Annotated in this window: 16 protein-coding genes; 10 read left to right on the plus strand and 6 right to left on the minus strand. The window is 74.5% G+C overall.

Annotated elements, in window-relative coordinates:
• Positions 1-10: 10 nt before the first annotated feature.
• From ACGF4C_RS17445 to ACGF4C_RS17455, 3 genes are read left to right on the plus strand one after another with little or no spacing between them, the layout of a single operon-like run.
• Positions 11-292 carry a hypothetical protein gene (locus ACGF4C_RS17445; protein WP_393567119.1) on the plus strand — a complete coding sequence of 94 codons (282 nt, stop codon included), beginning with the start codon at positions 11-13 and terminating at the stop codon, positions 290-292.
• Positions 289-2589: a heavy metal translocating P-type ATPase gene (locus ACGF4C_RS17450; protein WP_393567121.1), complete on the plus strand. Its 2301-nt coding sequence runs from the start codon at positions 289-291 to the stop codon at positions 2587-2589. The genes ACGF4C_RS17445 and ACGF4C_RS17450 overlap by 4 nt, the downstream gene beginning before the upstream one ends.
• A complete protein-coding gene (locus ACGF4C_RS17455) occupies positions 2586-3098 on the plus strand; it encodes a copper chaperone PCu(A)C (protein WP_393567122.1) in 513 nt (170 codons plus the stop codon). Before ACGF4C_RS17450 ends, ACGF4C_RS17455 begins: the two co-directional genes overlap by 4 nt.
• 31 nt (positions 3099-3129) lie before the next feature.
• On the opposite strand, the gene ACGF4C_RS17460 is transcribed toward ACGF4C_RS17455, so the two are convergent.
• Positions 3130-3723 carry a sigma-70 family RNA polymerase sigma factor gene (locus ACGF4C_RS17460; RefSeq protein WP_393567124.1) on the minus strand — a complete coding sequence of 198 codons (594 nt, stop codon included), beginning with the start codon at positions 3721-3723 and terminating at the stop codon, positions 3130-3132.
• 49 nt (positions 3724-3772) lie between these two features.
• On the opposite strand from ACGF4C_RS17460, the gene ACGF4C_RS17465 reads away from it, so the two are divergent.
• Positions 3773-4072: a zf-HC2 domain-containing protein gene (locus ACGF4C_RS17465; RefSeq protein ID WP_393567126.1), complete on the plus strand. Its 300-nt coding sequence runs from the start codon at positions 3773-3775 to the stop codon at positions 4070-4072.
• A gap of 185 nt (positions 4073-4257) precedes the next feature.
• Here the strand turns inward: ACGF4C_RS17465 and ACGF4C_RS17470 are convergent, their stop codons facing one another.
• On the minus strand, positions 4258-5013 hold the full coding sequence (locus ACGF4C_RS17470; protein WP_393567128.1) for a PE-PGRS family protein: 756 nt from the start codon (positions 5011-5013) through the stop codon (positions 4258-4260).
• Between the two features lie 301 nt (positions 5014-5314).
• On the opposite strand from ACGF4C_RS17470, the gene ACGF4C_RS17475 reads away from it, so the two are divergent.
• A complete protein-coding gene (locus tag ACGF4C_RS17475; RefSeq protein WP_393567248.1) occupies positions 5315-6163 on the plus strand; it encodes a virginiamycin B lyase in 849 nt (282 codons plus the stop codon).
• A gap of 72 nt (positions 6164-6235) precedes the next feature.
• On the opposite strand, the gene ACGF4C_RS17480 is transcribed toward ACGF4C_RS17475, so the two are convergent.
• Both ACGF4C_RS17480 and ACGF4C_RS17485 read right to left on the minus strand, forming a co-directional pair.
• Positions 6236-6451: a ferredoxin gene (locus tag ACGF4C_RS17480; protein ID WP_393567130.1), complete on the minus strand. Its 216-nt coding sequence runs from the start codon at positions 6449-6451 to the stop codon at positions 6236-6238.
• An 8-nt stretch (positions 6452-6459) separates the two neighbouring features.
• Positions 6460-7650: a cytochrome P450 gene (locus tag ACGF4C_RS17485; RefSeq protein WP_393567132.1), complete on the minus strand. Its 1191-nt coding sequence runs from the start codon at positions 7648-7650 to the stop codon at positions 6460-6462.
• Positions 7651-7767: 117 nt separating this feature from the next.
• Between ACGF4C_RS17485 and ACGF4C_RS17490 the strand changes: the two genes are divergently transcribed.
• The 3 genes from ACGF4C_RS17490 to dacB all read left to right on the plus strand — a co-directional run bounded on the left by ACGF4C_RS17490 (position 7768) and on the right by dacB (position 10797).
• Positions 7768-8373: a TetR/AcrR family transcriptional regulator gene (locus tag ACGF4C_RS17490; protein ID WP_393567133.1), complete on the plus strand. Its 606-nt coding sequence runs from the start codon at positions 7768-7770 to the stop codon at positions 8371-8373.
• 243 nt (positions 8374-8616) lie between these two features.
• Positions 8617-9057 (plus strand): hypothetical protein, encoded by a 441-nt coding sequence (locus tag ACGF4C_RS17495; protein WP_393567135.1) that lies wholly within the window; start codon positions 8617-8619, stop codon positions 9055-9057.
• Between the two features lie 102 nt (positions 9058-9159).
• On the plus strand, positions 9160-10797 hold the full coding sequence (gene dacB, locus ACGF4C_RS17500) for a D-alanyl-D-alanine carboxypeptidase/D-alanyl-D-alanine-endopeptidase (protein ID WP_393567137.1): 1638 nt from the start codon (positions 9160-9162) through the stop codon (positions 10795-10797).
• A 37-nt stretch (positions 10798-10834) separates the two neighbouring features.
• On the opposite strand, the gene ACGF4C_RS17505 is transcribed toward dacB, so the two are convergent.
• Complete coding sequence (locus ACGF4C_RS17505) at positions 10835-11254, minus strand: PPOX class F420-dependent oxidoreductase (RefSeq protein WP_030411064.1); 420 nt, start codon at positions 11252-11254, stop codon at positions 10835-10837.
• Positions 11255-11430: 176 nt separating this feature from the next.
• Here ACGF4C_RS17505 and ACGF4C_RS17510 point away from each other — a divergent pair, with 176 nt between their 5' ends.
• Complete coding sequence (locus tag ACGF4C_RS17510) at positions 11431-12210, plus strand: SDR family oxidoreductase (RefSeq protein ID WP_393567140.1); 780 nt, start codon at positions 11431-11433, stop codon at positions 12208-12210.
• An 84-nt stretch (positions 12211-12294) separates the two neighbouring features.
• Here the strand turns inward: ACGF4C_RS17510 and ACGF4C_RS17515 are convergent, their stop codons facing one another.
• Entirely contained in the window at positions 12295-12612 is a 318-nt protein-coding gene (locus ACGF4C_RS17515; protein ID WP_393567142.1) for a hypothetical protein, read from the minus strand.
• Between the two features lie 162 nt (positions 12613-12774).
• Here ACGF4C_RS17515 and ACGF4C_RS17520 point away from each other — a divergent pair, with 162 nt between their 5' ends.
• On the plus strand, positions 12775-13941 hold the full coding sequence (locus ACGF4C_RS17520; protein WP_393567144.1) for a hypothetical protein: 1167 nt from the start codon (positions 12775-12777) through the stop codon (positions 13939-13941).
• Positions 13942-13948 lie beyond the last annotated feature (7 nt).

Genomic DNA, 13948 nt, shown 5'->3' on the forward strand with positions numbered 1-13948 from the left:
CGATGACGCGATGTCCCGTTCTCCGGCCGACCGCCGTCGGCCCCCGCACCGCACCGCCGCCGCCCGTTTGCTGCCCGCCCGGCCGGTGCTCGGATTCATCGCCCTGCTGGCTGTCCTCTTCGCGCTGTCCTACGCGGCCGGTACGCTCGCCGGCCCGGTCGCGCCGGGTCTGCACCCGGCCGGCGGCACCCGCGGCGGCGACCGGGCTCCCGCCGACCACGGAGACATGGGCCAGATGCCCGGGATGGGCGCCCCCGCGCCCCGCCCGCTCCTCGTGGGGGCACCGCGATGACCGCCCGTACGACCACCCTCACCATCGGCGGGATGACCTGCGCCGCCTGCGTGGGCCGGGTCGAGCGGAAACTCGGCCGGCTGGACGGCGTCGCGGCCTCGGTCAACCTGGCGACCGGCCGGGCCACCGTCCGGCACCCGGAAGCGGTGTCCGTCGACGACCTCGTCACCACCGTCGAGGCGGCCGGTTTCACCGCGCAGCCACCGGAACCGGAGGTGCCGCAACCCCCGGACGGCGAGCACCGGCCGACCACGCCGGACGTCGACACCCCCGGCGCCCGCCACCGGCTGCTGGTCACCGCCCTGCTCTCGCTGCCCGTTCTCGTCCTGTCGATGGTGCCCGGCTGGCAGTTCCGCCACTGGCAGTGGCTGTGCTTCGTGCTCGCCGCCCCGGTCGCCGTATGGGGCGCCGCCCCCTTCCACGCCCGTGCGCTGCGCGGACTGCGGCACGGCGCCGCCACCATGGACACCCTGGTCTCGCTCGGCGTCGCCGCGTCCTTCGGCTGGTCGACCTGGGCGCTGTTCCTCGGCGGGGCGGGCGCGCCCGGCATGACGATGCCGTTCAGCCTGCTGCCCGCCGCCGGTGACGGCCAGGCGCACCTCTACCTCGAAGCCGCCGTCGGCGTACCGCTGTTCGTGCTGGCCGGGCGGCACATGGAGGCCAGGGCCCGGCGCGGCACCGGCGCCGCGCTGCGGGCGCTGGCCGAACTCGCCGCCAAGGACGTCGCGGTACGGGTCGCGGGGGAGGAGCGGCGCATCCCGGTGGAGCACCTGCGGGCCGGCGACCACTTCCTGGTCCGGCCCGGGGAGCGGGTCGCCACCGACGGCACCGTCGTCGAGGGCGGTTCCGCCCTGGACCTGGCCCTGATCACCGGCGAGAGCCGCCCGGTCGAGGTCGGACCGGGCTCGACGGTGGTCGGCGGCGCGGTCAACTCCGGCGGCCTGCTGGAGGTACGGGCCGACGCGGTCGGCGCCGACACCCAGCTCGCCCGGATCACCCGGCTCGTCGAGGACGCCCAGACCGGCAAGACCCGGATCCAGCGGCTGGCCGACGCGGTGGCCGCGGTCTTCGTCCCCGCGGTGCTGACCGTCTCGGTCAGCGTCCTGGGCTTCTGGCTCGGCGCCGGGGCCGACCCGCAGGCCGCGGTCACCGCCGCGGTCGCCGTCCTCGTCGTGGCCTGCCCGTGCGCCCTGGGCCTGGCCACCCCGACCGCCCTGCTCGCGGCCACCGGCCGCGGCGCCCAGCTCGGCATCCTGGTCCGCGGCCCGCAGGCGCTGGAACGGCTGCGCCGGATCGACACCGTCGTCCTCGACAAGACCGGCACCCTGACCACCGGCCGGATGACCGTCACCGCCGTCACCGCCCGCACCGACGGCCTCGGCCAGGACACCGCGCTGCGGCTGGCGGCCGGCGTCGAACAGGGCTCGGAACACCCGCTGGCCCGCGCCGTCACCGCCTGCGCCCGCAACCGGGACCCCGCCCAACCCCTGCCCGCCGTCCGCGAGTTCACCGCCCTGCCCGGCCACGGCGTACGCGGCACCACGGACGGGCACCGGGTGGAGGTCGCCCGGCCCGGCGACCCGGCAGGCCTGCCGGCCCCGCTCCCGGACGCGGTACGCGACGCCGGAACCGCCGGCCACACCGCCGTCCTGGTCACCGTCGACGGCACCCCCGAGGCCGTCCTCGCGGTCGGCGACGCGCTGCGCCCCGACAGCTACCGCGCCGTTGACCACCTGCGCCGGCTGGGCCTGCGCCCGGTCCTGGCCACCGGCGACCGCGCCGCCACCGCCCGCGCGGTCGCCGGCCACCTCGCCATCACCGAACTGCACGCCGACGTGACGCCCGAGGACAAGGCCGCCCTCGTCACCACCCTCCAGCAGCAGGGCGCCCGGGTCGCGGTGGTCGGCGACGGCGTCAACGACGCGGCCGCCCTGGCCCTGGCCGACCTCGGCATCGCCATGGGCAGCGGCACCGACGTCGCGATCGGCGCCGCGGACGTCACCCTCGTCCGCGAGGACCTCCAGGCCGTCGCCGACGCGGTACGCCTGGCCCGGCGCACCCTGGGCACCATCCGGGCCAACCTCGTCTGGGCCTTCGGCTACAACCTGGTCACCGTGCCGCTCGCCGCCGTCGGCCTGCTCAATCCGATGCTCGCCGCCGCGGCGATGTCCGCCAGCTCCCTGCTCGTCGTCGGCAACAGCCTCAGGCTGCGCGCCTGGCGGCCCGGCGGCGGACCGGCCCGGCCGGGCCCCGGCACCGGCCGCCGCACCCCCACCGCACACCGGGAGACCACATGACACGGCTGCCCGCGGCCACCGTCGCCGTACCGCTGCTCACCTGCCTGGCGACCCTCGGCGCCCTCACCGCCTGGACGGCGGCGGGCCGGGCCGGCACCCCGGCCCGGATGACGGTCACCGACGGCCGGGTCCTGGTCCCGTCCGGCCCCGAGGCCACCGCCGCGTTCGTCACCGTCCGCAACACCGGCGGCGCGGACGACGTCCTGACCGGAGTCACCGGCCCCGAGGGGCACCGGGCGATGCTCGGCCGCTCCGTCGACATCGGCCACAACGCCCGCAGCATGGCCATGGTCCCCACCGCCGCCGTCCCGGCCGGCGGCACCCTGCGGATGACGCCGACCACCCTGGACATCATGATCAGCCCGCCGCCGCGGCTCACCCCCGGCGACCGGCTCACCCTCACCCTGCACTTCCGGGACAGCCCCCCACGGACCGTACGGGCCACCGCCGTACGCCCCGGTGAACTCCGCACGGAAGGGGGCCCGGGGACCGGCCGCGCCCGTCCCTGAGCCCCCTCGGCGTGGCGGGCGCGGCCCGGCCTCAGGCCACCGCGCCCGCGAGCGCCCCCGGCCGTTCGGCCGGCTCCGGCCGTTCCGCCTCCGCCAGCAGCGCCACCAGCGTCTCCCGGGCCCGCGCCACCCGGGACCGCACGGTCCCGACCGGACAGCCCATCACCCCGGCGGCCGCCGCATACGGCAGCCCCAGCACCTGGGTGAGCAGGAACGCCTCCCGACGCTCCGGTGCCAGCGCCGCCAGCAGCCCGGTCAGCGCGATGCCCTCGTCGAAGCCGGGCACCCCGCGCGGCTGCGCCCGCTCGGCCGCCGCCTGCCAGTCGTCGGTCGCGGCCAGCCGGGGCCGCGCCGCATGCGACCGGAACCGGTCCGCCACCACCCGCCGGGCGATGGTCAGCAGCCAGGTCCGGGCCGACGACCGGCCCTCGAACCGCGGCAGACTGCGCAACGCCCGCACATAGGTGTCCTGCACCAGGTCGTCGGTGGCCTGCGGATCGCCGCTGAGATGCGTCACATAGCGCCGCACGTCGAGCTGGGTGGCCCGGACGAACTGCTCGACGGCCCGCTCGTCACCGGTCCGGGCGGCCAGCGCCCAGCCGGTCACCGCCTCGTCATCCCGCATTCCGCGACCGCCCCTCGCCGCCGGTCCGCGCTTCGGAGAGGATGGCGGTATGCACTGCGCGCCCCTCCGTACGGCCCTCTCCGCCCGTCTCGACGGGGAGGAGCTGCCACCCGGCCTGACGCCACGCCTGCTCGACGAGCATCTCGCCGGCTGCGCCGACTGCCGGCGCTTCGAGGCACAGGCGCGTGCCCTGTCGGTGCGGGTCGCGCACGCGAGCGCGGCGGCCGGGGGCGACCCGGCGACCGTCGAGACGCTGCTCGCCGCGCTGCGGACGCGGCCCGTACGGCCGGGCGGGGCCGCCCGCGCCCACCAGGAGGGAAACACAGGAGAAGCGGCCGCGGGCTGCTGAGGCCACCTGGGCGCCCCGTGCGGCGGCCATGGACACGGGCGGCGTCGCCACCGGCATCCGGACACGATTGATCATCTGGAGTCCTTCGCATGACCCGGCCCCCGCACGCGGCGGTGACCGGTGAAGTCGGAGCGGGGACCTGAGCGCCCGGCGCCCGTCCCCGGCTCGGGAATTCGACCGTGCTGTCAGCGGACAGCCGGCTCATGCGGCGGGCCCCGCAGCGACATCGCGTGGGCCAGCAGGAGCGTGCGCACGGCCCGGCGCGGCTCCTGACGCGCGGCACGTACGGCGGGCGGCGCGTCGGGCAGCACGACCCGCAGCACCAGCGCCAGCGGCGCGAACAAACGGGCCGACACGCTCCGGACGAGACGGAAGGCGGCCCGTTCACTGCCCCACAGCCACCAGGCGCTGAGCAGCGCCACGAGGAGGTGGGCCGCCAGCATGCCGGCCGCACTGCCGTGCCCTGCACCGCCCGGATGTGCCATGCCCGGCATCCCCGGCATGCCCGCCATCCCGGCCATGTCGTGCGTTCCGCCGGACATCCCGGGCGCCGCGGCCATCTGGCGGTGCATCAAGCGCAGCATCTCCGCGGAATCGCCCCCGGAGACCGGAAGTTCCTCGGCGCCGCACAGCAAGCGGTCCGCCCACTGCCGGACCAGCGGCAGCTGCCCCGCGCCCGAACCGGCCATCGCCTGGCCGAACGAGAAGGCACTGTGCAGGGCGGCCTGGGTGCCGACGGTCAGCAGGCCGACGAGCAACGGCCCGCGCTCCCGGCCCGCGACGCACCAGGCGCCGGCCGTGGTGGCCGCGCCGGCGGTGAGCAGCATCCACCCGGGCACCGCCGTACCGGACATCACCGAGTGACCCAGCGCGGCGAGCAGCACACAGACCACGGCGAACACCGCGGCCCGAAGCCCCCTGAGTACCTGCCCCGCAACCATGACGGCCCATCGTCGCACCCCGCCTTCGGCACGGAACGCCTGGGTCAACGATATGACGGTCCGTCAGAAGCTCGCCCCCGGATCCCTCTCTCGAAATGCCTTGCCGGCCGGGCCGCTTCATGACATCCTGCCGTTAACGCAACTGAAGTAGCAGTAAGTGCTAGGCGGTCATGCAGCAATGAGCAACAACAGGAGACCTGTGCCCCCACGTTCCACCCCCAGCCCCCACCTCCCGGCCCCCTCCCTCCCTCGCGTCTCGGTCGTCGCCTCCGTCTCCGACGCCACCGCCGGTCCGTACGCGATCACCGCCGGCCCCGACGGTGCGCTGTGGTTCACGCTGGTCCACGCGGGCCGGATCGGGCGGCTGACGCCCGACGGCCGGCTCGACGAGTACGCCCTCGACGCACCGGACTGCGGGCCGTCGCTCATCACGCCCGGACCCGACGGCGCCCTGTGGTTCACCCGGGCCCGGGACCACCGGATCGGGCGGATCACGGTCACCGGCGAGGCCACGTCGTTCGCCGTACCCGCCCCGGACAGCGGCCCGTTCGGCATCGCGGCCGCGTCCGACGGCGCGCTGTGGTTCACGCAGATGCACGGCGACCGCATAGGCCGCCTCACCCCGGACGACGGCCGGGTGACCGAGTTCCCGCTGCCGGTGACCGGGGCGTTCCCGTCGGCGCTCGCCGCCGGGCCGGACGAGGCGCTGTGGTTCACGCTCCACCAGGCCAACGCCATCGGCCGGATCGGCCTCGACGGTGCGATCACCCTCCACCCGCTGCCGACCGAGGCTGCCGGACCGGTCGGCATCACCTGCGGTACGGACGGCGCCCTCTGGTTCGTCGAGATCGGTGCGGGGCAGATCGGCCGCATCACGACGGACGGCAGGATCGACGAGTTCCCCCTCCCGGACCGCGCGGCCCGGCCGCATGCCATCACCGCCGGCCCCGCGGGCGGCTGCTGGTTCACCGAATGGGCCGCCGGCCGCATCGGCCACCTCACCCCGGACGGCCGTATCGAGGAGTACGACCTGCCGGACCGCAAGGCCGAGCCGCACGGCCTGGCGTTCGGCCCCGACGGTGCGCTCCATGTGGCCCTGGAAACCGGGCAGATAGCCCGGATCGAGCCGACGTGGACGCCGGCCCGCTGAGGCACGTCCGTACGGCCCGGTGGGGCGTGGCGGCCGGCCATGCCCCACCGGTGCCGAACGGCGGCCACCGCCTCAGGGGCGCGGGCCGAGGACCTTTCCGGCGGCCCGCACGGTGATCGCCATGGCGGGGCAGACGTCGGCGGCGTCGAGGGCGCGTTCGTCCTCCTCGATCCGGTCGCGCAGCGGCCGGGCGTGCGCACCGTCGAGGGCGAAGAGGTCCGGTGCGATGGCGGCGCACGAGCCCGACGCCATGCACAGCTGCGGATCGATCTCGATCTCCCACGTCATCGGCGCACTCACCACCCCACCGGCAGGACCCGGGGGCCGCGCACCAGCATCTGGGTCTTCCACTCGACGTCGCCGGCCACATGGAGCCCGGGGAAGCGGGTGATCAGGGCGCCGATCGCTTCCTGGAGTTCCAGCCGGGCCAGCGGGGCACCGAGGCAGTGGTGGACGCCGTGCCCGAAGCCGAGGTGCTGGTTGCCGGTACGGGTGATGTTCAGCGTGCCGGGCGCGTCGAAGCGCAGCGCGTCGCGGTTGGCGGCGCCGACCGCGACCAGCACGGGTGTGCCGGCCCGCACCAGCGTGCCGCCGACATCGATGTCCTCCGTCGCGTAGCGGGCCTGGCCGGCGCCGCTGCCGAGCGGGACGAACCGCAGTAACTCCTCGACGGCGCCGCCGATCAGCTCGGGCCGCTCGCGCAGCAGGGCCAGCTGGTCCGGGTGGTCCAGCAGCGTCAGCACGAAGTTGGGGATCTGGGTGGCGGTGGTCTCGTGCCCGGCGACCAGGATCCCGATGCACAGGTCGACGAGTTCCAGCTCCGAGAGCCGGTCGCCGGTGTCCCGGGCGTCGATCAGCGCGGTCATCAGGTCGTCCCGCGGAGCGCGCCGGTGCTCCTCGATCAACTGCCGCATATAGGCGCGGAGTTCTTCCTGATTGGCGTCGAACTCCTCGGTCGTCAGCGAGCTGGTCGACAGCGCGGCATCGCTCCACACCCGGAACTTCGGGCGGTCCTGCTCCGGTACGCCCAGCAGGCGGCAGATCACCGCGACGGGAATGGGCAGCGCATAGCGGTCCACGAGGTCGGCCGGCGGCCCGGCGGCCTCCAGCCCGTCGAGCAGTTCCCGGGTCAACTGCTGGACCTGCGGCCGGAGTTTCTCGACCTGACGGACTGTGAAGGCCTTCGCGACCAGGGTGCGCAGCCGGGTGTGGTCCGGCGGGTCCATGCCCAGGATGCCGCTGTCCCGGCGGCCCTCGGACTGCCGGGGCTCGTCGTGCTTGGCGCTCTCCGCACGGCTGAAACGCTGGTCGCCGAGGACGAACCGGGCCTCCGCGTAACGGGTGACGAGCCAGGCCGGCTCGCCGTGGGCCAGCTGCACCTTCAGCAGCCCCGGGCGGTCGCGGACCTGCTCGTACACGTCCGAGAGGTCGAGGCTCTCGGCGACATTGAAGGGGTAGGAAAGGGGTGCTGTGTCGGCTGTGGTCAAGGTGACCTCCCTTGTGTAAGCACCTGCTTACACAAGGTATGCCGCTCCTCCGGAGCGGTCAACGACGCATCGGCGCCGTCATCGTGACGGGCCGACGGAAAGGAGCGTGACACGACGATGGGGGAGACCTCCCAGCACGGCACGGACGGCACCTGCCGCCGGGACGCCCAGGGCACCCGGCGGCGACTGCTGGACGCCGCGGCGGAGCTGTTCGCGGAGCGGGGGTACGAGCGGGCGACGGTACGGGACATCGCTGCCCGCGCGGGTGCCAACCAGGCCCTGCTGTTCCGTTACTTCGGCACGAAGAAGGCGCTGTTCGGCGAGGTGATGGCGCGCGGCGGACAGGAGCAGCTGCGGACCACCCCCGCCGACCGGCTGTTCGAGGTCGCGCTGCGCGGCATGCTCGCCGGCGGCGGCGGGCCGGGCGCCGACCGTTCCCTGGAGGTGTGCCTGCGCTCCATCGGCGGCAGCGACGAGATCGCGGACGCGCTGCGCGGCCTGGGGGAGGAGTACGCCGAGGTGCTGGCCACCCTCTCGGCGTCCGACGACGGCGGACTGCGCGGCGATCTGGCGCTGTCCTGGCTGCTGGGCATCGGCCTGATGCGGGTGGTGGTCGGCAAGGAGCCGCTGGCGAGCGCCGACCCCGACACGGTCTGCACGCTCACCGCCGGAGCGCTGCGGAATCTGCTGGAGCACCTGCCGGCTGACGGGGAGACGGACTGACGGGGTGACGGATTGACGGGGCGACCGGCTGAAGGGGGAGGTGGCCGGGAGGGGGCCAGGGGTGAGGGCGCGGACGCGAGGGGCGCGCCCGGAATGCACCCGAAGTTGGTCGTGTCGTTTGCCCCATTTTGTACGGCGTTCCGGTGATTCCTCGGCGAGTCGCAGGTCAAGGGGCAAAACCCTCCTTATCGTCGCGTATGCAGAGAATATTCATTTTCTGCAGAGTCGAGTGAAGGTGGAAACATGCTCCGTTCGATCCCTCGCGGCCTCGCAGTGGCCGGCCTGACCGCGGCTGCCCTCGTGGTACCGACGGCCGGCGCCGCCACCGCCATGACCGCGCCCCCCAGCAGCACCCAGAGCCCCCTGTGCTCCCCGCAGCGCTGCGAGGAGGGCCACCACGGCAACCGGCACGACCGGCACCACAACCGACACCACGGCGGGCACAAGGGCGTCCACAAGGGCGGCCACCACAAGGGCAAGGGCCGCCTCGGGCACGGTGGCCACGACGGCTACGACGGTTACGGCCGCGACGGCCGCCGCGACGGCTACGGCTACGGCCGCAACGACGGGTACGACGGCTTCGACCGTGGCTACGGCCACGACGGTTACGGCCGCGACGGTTACGGTCGCGACGGCTACGGCCGCGGCGGCCTGCTGGGCCTCGGTCTGCTCGGGCTCCTCTGATCCCCGTCAGGCAGTCACGCGCAGGAGGCCCGGGAAACACACCTCCCGGGCCTCCTGCATGCCCAACCGGCGGCGGTCCGCGCCCCTGTCCACGGAGTCTGCATGTCACCATCCGCCATCCGCAGCAGGAACCGCCGGCGCACCCTCGTCGCCACCGCCCTCCTGCTGTCCGCCGGCATCGTCCTCACCGGTCTCGTCCGGGAGACACCGCCGCCGCCCACGGGCAGGCCCACCGGCGCCGCCACCGGCACCCCCGCCGACCAGGGCGGACTCGACCCGCGCGCCGCCGACGTCCTGCGTAAACCCCCCTACCGGCACGCCCAGTGGGGCCTGTTCCAGCAGGACCCGCGCACCGGCAAGGTGATCCGGTCCCGCTACGCCGACCAGTTCTTCCTGCCCGGATCCACCGCGAAGCTATTCGGCGTCAGCGGAGCCTGGCACACCCTCGGCAGCGGCCACCGCTTCGTCACCTCGGTGTACGCCGTCGGACAGCGCCGCAACGGCACCCTCAGGGGCGACCTCGACCTGGTCGCCCAGGGCGATCTGACCCTCGGCGGCCGGACCCGCAAGAACGGCACCGTCGCCTACACCACCATCGACCACACCTACGCCAACGACATCCCCGGAGCCACCCTCACCCCGCAGAACCCGCTGGCCGGCCTCGACCAACTCGCCCGGCAGGTAAGGGCATCGGGCATCCGGCGGGTCGTCGGCGACGTGGTCATCGACCCGCGGCTGTTCCGCCCCGACCCCGCACTCGACCCCGTGCCCACCCCGCTCATCGTCAACGACAACGTCATCGACCTGCTGACCACCCCCGGCAGCGGCCCGGGCGCCCCCGCCGGCCTGGAGGTGCGCCCCAAGGTCGCGCCCTACCGGGTCACCTCCGCCGTCCGCACCGTCGCGGCCGGCCGGCCCGCCGACATCACCGTCACGACCTCCCCCGACGGCACCCGCATCCGGCTGACCGGTACCATCCCCGCCGGCTCCGCGCCCGTCCTGCGCATCGCCCCGGTCAAGGACCCCAACGCCTTCGGCCGCACCGCCCTGATCGAGGCGCTGGCCCGGGCCGGCGTCCAGGTCACCGCGCCGTCCGTCGGCCCCAACCCGGCCGCCCGGCTGCCCCGTTCCTACCGGGGCGCCACCACGGTCGCCCGCTACACCTCCCCGCCCTACGCCGAGTACGCCCAACTCATCCTCAAGGTCAGCCACAACCTCGGCGCGAACCTCGCGATCTGCCTGATGGCCACCCACAAGGGGAGCACCGACTGCCAGGACGGGTTCCCCGTGCTCGCCGCGTTCCTCGACCGGGCCGGGGTCGACCGCCGGGCCGTCCAGCTCGCCGACGGCCGGGGCGGCAATCCGGCCGACCGGACCACCCCCCGCGCCCTGGCCCAGATCCTGACGTACTGGCAGCGCACCCCCGAGGCGCGGCGCTTCCGCGAGGCGCTGCCCGTCCTGGGTGTCGACGGCTCCCTCGCGGACAACTGCCGGCACTGCCCCGCCCGCGGCAAGGTCTTCGCCAAGACCGGCACCGTGGCCGGCGCCGACGACCTCAACAACCGGATCGCCGTGGGGGCCGAGACCATCGCCGGCTATCTGGACCGCGGCAAGGGCCGGTTCGACGTCTTCTTCGCCGGCGTCAACGGCGCCTCGGCACCGGACATCAACGGCGTCCTGACCATCGGCGACGACGTCGCCACCGTCGCCGCCCGGCTCCAGCAGCAGCGCACCGGCTGACGGCCGGACCCACCGGGCCGGCCGACCGGCCGCGCCCTCAACCGGCCTGACTGCTGTCCTTCAGACTGCCCCAGCCGTGCCAGCGCTCGACCTCGATCCAGGCACTGACCCGGCGCCGGTCCCGCTGCGGATACGGCTTGCCCAGATAGCGCTGTGCCAGCCGGTCGATGTCGGTCAGCTGCTCGTCGTCCCGGAGCTCGGCCACCCGCCCGATCAGGGTCAGATGGGTGTACCAGTTGCCCTCGTCGAGCACGGTCAGCGTCACCCGCGGATCGTCGCGCAGGTGCTGGAGCCGCTTGCGGCCCTCGTCCATGTTGACCAGCACCCGGCCGTCGTCCCAGAGGTACCAGGTCGCGGTGGACACCGGCTGGCCGTCGGACCGCAGGGTGGTGATCACCGAGGGGTTGGGCTTGGCGAGCATCGTGGTGGCGGATGCGGGAAGCGGTGGTTTCGACATGTGAGCCCTCATCAGTTCGTGGTGGCTGCCGTCCCGGACGCCGGGCAGCGGCGCTCCGGCTCCTGGCGGAATCATGACGTGAGCGGAGCGGAATGTTCCGGAGGCGGGCGGCGTTCGGATTCCTGATCATGCGTCTGCCCGGTCCGGCCCAGGACCCGATGAGGAAAGGACCGCCCATGCCGCTCCCGACCACCACACCCGGCGCCGCACCGCCGCCCCCGGGAGAGCCGCCGCGGGGCGACGAGCTGCGCGGCCGGGTCGTCGTCCTCATAGGCGGCGCCAGCGGCATCGGACTGCACGTCGCCCACCGGGCCGTCGCGGCCGGCGCCCGGGTCGTCCTCGGCGGCCGTACGCCCGGCAAGCTCGCGGCCGCGGCCGACGCGCTCGGCGACGCCGCCGACTGGCACCCGGTCGAGGTGACCGACCCCGGTTCCGTCGCCGCCTTCTTCGGCCCGCTCGACCGCGTCGACCACGTCTTCACCACCGCCGCGGACTACCGCGTCGGCCCGATGCGCGAGCTCAGCGACGAGGACGCGGCGAGCCCCTTCACCTCAAAGTTCTGGGGCCAGTACCACGTCGCCAAGCACGCGGCGCCGCTGCTGTCCCAGGACGGCTCGGTGGTGCTGATGTCCGGCGCCGCGGGTGCCCGGCCCCCGGTGCCCGCGCCCGCCTACGCCGCGTGCAACGCCGCGATCGAGGGACTCGCCCGGGGCCTGGCCGTCGAACTCGCCCCGGTCCGCGTCAACGTCGTCTCGCCCGGCACCGTCGACGGCAACCTCTGGGCCGGGCGCCCGGCCCAGGACCGCGAGGCCGCCTTCGCGCAGTACACCAGGGACACCCTGCTGCACCGGCTCGGCACCGAGGACGAGATCGCGCACGCGGTGCTGTTCCTCTTCACCAACCGCTACATGACCGGCTCGACGCTCTACCCGGACGGGGGCTACACCCTGCGGTGAGGCCCGGCGGCCGCGCGGGATCCGGCGTCAACACCGCGGATCGCCCGCGCGCTGGCGTCCGCCCGGCGTCCCGCCCGCCGCGGCTCAGGCGTCCTGGTGCGCGGGCCGGGCCGCCGGCACCGCCCGCCGGGGCGGCAGCACGTCGGGCGCCCGGTGCGGCCGCAGCGCGGTGAGCGCGGTCTCGGTCTCCTCCATCAGGGCCCGGTAGGAGACCAGCCGCTGCCACTCCGGATCGGCGACTCCGGGTACCGTGGCCGCGCGCTCCGTCCACAGGCGCACCAGCGATGCGTAGACGGGGGTCTGCCGGGCGATTTCCGCGGTGATCCAGCGTGGCGTGGCCGCGGGACGGGGGAGGAACGTGTGACCGTGACCTGCGACGGTGCCGGAGGTGGGTGCGCTCATGGCCGTAGAAACGATTCTTCCGGCCTGGGGTCACTGCGTATTTTTGCGGCTGCCCGCACAGGAGTCCCGCAGGCATGGGGTTAAACCCCGCGAATATCACCTCATGCAGTGATCTATGCCTGGGAAGCGGTCCAATCCGGACGAAAAAACGTTGTCGCTGTCATGGAACCGAGGGAGTTGTGGGAGCGCCACGCGGTACTCGCACAGGCGTTTTGCAGCAGCGATGACGAGGTCCGCCGGACGCAGGGACTCCTCGACGAGGCCGAGGCCCGCCGGTCCCGGACGCTGGCCGCCTTCGCCGTGACCGTCGGCAGCGACGCGGTGGTGGCGGACCTGCTCGGCCTGGACGAGCGCGAAGTGCGGCTGGCCCGCCGCACGGTGGGCAAGGACGACGCCCGCGCGGTCGCCAAGAGCCTGCTCGCCGAACAGACCCCGGCGCGGGAGCAGACCACGGTACGCGAGCCGTCCCCCGACCGGCCGGCCGCCGCGCCGACCGCCACCCGCCCCGCCCCGGCGCAGGCCGCCACGGACCGGCCCGCGGCGGACCGGCCCGCACCCACCGGGACCACGCCCGGCACCACCGCCGGACAGACCGGCGCGTCCCCGGTCACCCACGACCCGGCCTGGGCGCCGGCCCTCGACGCGGTCCTGATGACCAGCTGGCACACCGGCGTCGACCTCACCGCCCTCGCCACCGAACTCGGCCTGGACGTACGGCTCCTGGTCGCCCGCGCCCAGCAACTGTCCACGGAGACCCGCCCCACCCCGGCCCCGCCGCCCGACCGCACCGGCCGGCACCGGAGAATGGCCACCCTCCAGCCCTCCCCACCGGCCGACACCGGCCCGACCGCCTGGCGCGAACGCGCCGACCGGCCCGCGTGGGAGCAGTACGAACACGACACCTGGAAACAGCAGCCGTACCAGCAGTACCAGTCCTACGCGACGGCCCACCCCCACCCCGCCCAGTACGCCGCCCCGGCCACGTCCACCGGCTACCACCAGTACCCCACCCACCAGCCCCACCAGAATCACCACAGCCACCAAGCCCATCAGCACCCGCACGACACCCAGACCGGCCAGACCGTGCAGACCCTGCAGAACGGTCAGCACGGTCAGCAGCTCCAGCACGGGCACGAGCACTACGCCGGGTACCAGGACGTCCAGGAGTACCCCGGGTACGAGCCCCCGCCGGCGTCCTGTGCACCCCCCACCTGGGACGCCAACGCCATCACCGCCGCCCAGCACGACTGGGACGGCATCCTCAGCCAGTGGGAGGCCACCACCCCCACCACCCCGCCCCTGTCCGCACCGGGGCACGGAGCCACCTGACCCGCCG

Origin of the sequence: Streptomyces sp. NPDC048197 (assembly GCF_043202395.1) — a bacterium.
GTDB lineage: Bacteria > Actinomycetota > Actinomycetes > Streptomycetales > Streptomycetaceae > Streptomyces > Streptomyces siderophoricus.